Source organism: Streptococcus sp. 1F3 (assembly GCF_054968985.1).
In genome coordinates this window covers 1-3,128 of sequence record NZ_JBUEQR010000043.1, presented here as the reverse complement: position 1 = coordinate 3,128, position 3,128 = coordinate 1, and the positions used below count along the sequence as shown (strand labels likewise).

Below are 3,128 nucleotides of genomic sequence, written 5' to 3'. Positions count from 1 at the left end.
GTTCAGCCGGTGCTTGAATGAGTGCAGACACATACTGGGTTATATACTGCACTTCCTGATTCATATATCTAGCAGTGTCTAAAACAGTATTTCCAATGCTCCGTACGATCTGATCCATGCTTCTGCTAAAAGTCGCACCTATACTAGCACCTCTTCTGACAGGTTTGAATCGCCTTGCTTGGCGGAAATGCCCACTCGGGTCGGTGTAGTTGACTGGGTTGTTGTGAACATAGGCATAACGATTTTGGCTCAACGGATTCATCTTCGTACCTGAATAAGAATCCTCAGTCAAAAAGGTTCCTGCTTGACTGTCATAATATCTTGCTCTGAGGTAATCTAGTCCTGTGATGTCACGAGCTTCCCCATTGTAGGCAAAAGGATTGCCCGTCTCATCTGTGCTAGACTTACTTGCTCCGTAGAGTTGGTACTGGCTGGACGCAACTGCTACTCCGTCCTTGGTCAAGCCTGTGACTGTTCCTGCCTGATTGGTCAGGTAGTGATAGGTATCCCCCGTCTCATGGTTGAGATAAGAACTTCTGCCCTGTCCGTAGGTATAGGTTTCTCTTGCTTTTAAGTCTCGGTCATAGGTCTGAAGAACTTCGGTATGCTTGCGGTTGACGTCATTAACATAGTTCCGCTCTTCGTAGTAGTTAAAGCGATCCTCCCGTGTGGTGTAAGGAATGAGAACCTCTTTCACTTCTGAGGCATAGGTCACGTCCCCCTCACCCGGCAGATCTCCAAGGTCTGGTGGATTGACCACTAGCCCCTCCTTGGTCGCCCGATCTTTCGCTACTTTCTGATGGTAGGCAGTCGACACATCATCAAAAATCTCATGCCAGATAGTCCCCACCGTCTGTGGTAGGGTAGACAGTGCCTGTAAGACATTCTGGCTAAAGCCATACCAGAAGAGACTCGGCTCCTCCCCATTCGGGGCAGTATAAGGAGACTTCCTCTTCTCCTCTCGTTTGAAGAGCTGATAGGTATGTTTACCTTTCTTACGGCTAGCACTAAATACTCGGTTATCGTCCCCGTCATAGAGGGCTGCCATCAGAAGCCCCTCCTTGTCCTTAACCGCAAGGAGCCGGTTTTCGGTATCGTAGATGTAGTCTAGCTTGTCATCATTTTTCTTAGACGAGATGCGGTTGCCGTTCCTGTCGTAGGTATAGGTGGTCGTTCCGTCCTTGTTTTCTAGTTTGGTTAGGCGGTTATTGTCATCGTAAGTGAAGCGGGTCTCTTCTTCCTTGCCCTCTACTTCTTCTGTGCTGGTCAGCTTGTTTCCTGCTAGGTCATAGGTGTAAGTCAGCTTGGACAGTTCCTTGCCGTCCTTACTTGAAACCGTCATGGTCTCAATCTGACCGAGGGTGTCATAGGTGTAGGCTTGGACAAGGGTCTCCCCGTCTTGGGTGATGGTCTCCTTGGTGATGTAGTTGCCATCGTCATACTCGTAGGCATAGCTGGAAATCAGCTTGGCTTTCTGATTGCGATGGACGATTTCCGTCACCCGGTGCGCCTGGTCATAGGTGAGGAAAGTCTGGGGGCCATCGCCCCGTTTGACTTCCGTCATGTCGCCTGCTTCATTGTAGGTGTAGCTGGTCTTTTCTCCCTTGCCATCGGTCACAGAGGTCAAGCGATCCAGCTCGTCATAGGTGTAGGAAACGCGGCTACCGTCTGGGTAGGTCATCTGGCTGATGTTGCCGTAGTCATCGTAGTCATACTGAATCAGACTACCGTCTCCCTGACGGACACCCGTGATTTCCCCTTCATCGTTGGTCTCGTAGTTGGTCGTGCCTGTCCGATCACCCATGGATACCCTGCGACCGTCGCTATCATAGGTATAGAGGACGTGACCATCTTCTTTCTTGGAGTAGTCTATCTTGAGCAGTTGGTCCAGCTTATTGTAGTCGTAGGTGATGGTCTCTCCATCTGCCTTGGTGACTTTCTCCAGCTGGTTGTTGAGGTTGTAGCTATAGGTCTCCTTGTCGCCAAGAGCGGTCATACGCTCCACGACATTGGAGAGTTGGTCATAGGTATAGGTTGTGACCTTGCCATTCCCATTGGTGATGGAAGTGACATTTCCCACACTATCATAGGTGTAGGTTGAGGTGGAAGCCTTGTCTCCAGTCCCTTGGGTAGCTGAAAGCAACTGGTCCTTGAGGTCATAGGTGTAAGTCTTGATGCGCTCGCTACCAGATGTCACACTGGTCAGATTGCCATTGCCGTCATAGGTCATGCTGGCTTGACCACCGGCTTCATTCATGACCTTGGTGACATTGTTGTCATGGTCATAGGTGTAGAGATTGAGTTGACCTGCCGTATCACTTTCACTAGTCAAGCGGTTAAGGGCATCATAGGTTCGCTTGGTCACTTGACCCAGTGGATTGGTTTCTTCTAGGAGGTTCCCATTGGGGTCATAGGTATAGCTGGTCTCCCGCTTGCCGTTGATGGTTCGCTTGGTTACTTGACCAACTGGGTCATAGCTTGAGGCAACCTCTCGGCCTGTCGGACTGGTGATGGTCTTGAGCTGATCAAGAGTGGTGTAGCTAAAGCGAGTGGTCGCTCCCGATGGACTGGTCAACTTCTCAAGATTCCCTGCCTCATCATAACTATATTTCGTTTCAAGGTCGAGGGCATTCTTAGCTGTCAAAAGACGTCCGACCTTGTCGTAGGTATAGCGATTGCTTCTATCGGACTGGTCCGTTTCCTTGGTTAGGTTACCCGCCACGTCATAAGTATAACTCTTAGCGAGACCTTGAGGTCCGGTTTGCTTGGACAGACGACCCAAAGCATCGTAGTTGTAGGTATACTCTGCCTCATTTGGCAAGATACGTTTGGTTGTTCGACCATAGAGGTCGTTGGTGTAGGTTGTAGTATGTCCGTTGGCATCCTTCTCCTCAGAGAGGCTACCTGTGCCATCGTAGCTATAAACTGTTTCACCACCTGTTGGGCGTTTCATACTTGCCACACGATTGAGGGCATCATAGGTATAGGTCGTGGTATGGCCTTCTCCTGTTGTTTCGGTGAGGCGATTTCCTACTGCGTCATAGGTGTAGCTTTGCTTGGCGCCAGTCGGTGCGACCGTCTCCACCACCCGTCCCAATGGGTCATAGGTAAAGGCGGTTGCCTGACCA

At 50.2% G+C, this 3,128-nt stretch carries 1 protein-coding gene; it reads right to left on the bottom strand.

Going from position 1 to position 3,128, the window contains the following annotated elements:
- Positions 1-3,128, bottom strand: a 3,128-nt coding sequence (locus tag ACVPON_RS04115) for an RHS repeat-associated core domain-containing protein (protein ID WP_462876451.1), incomplete at both ends; no start/stop codon positions are given.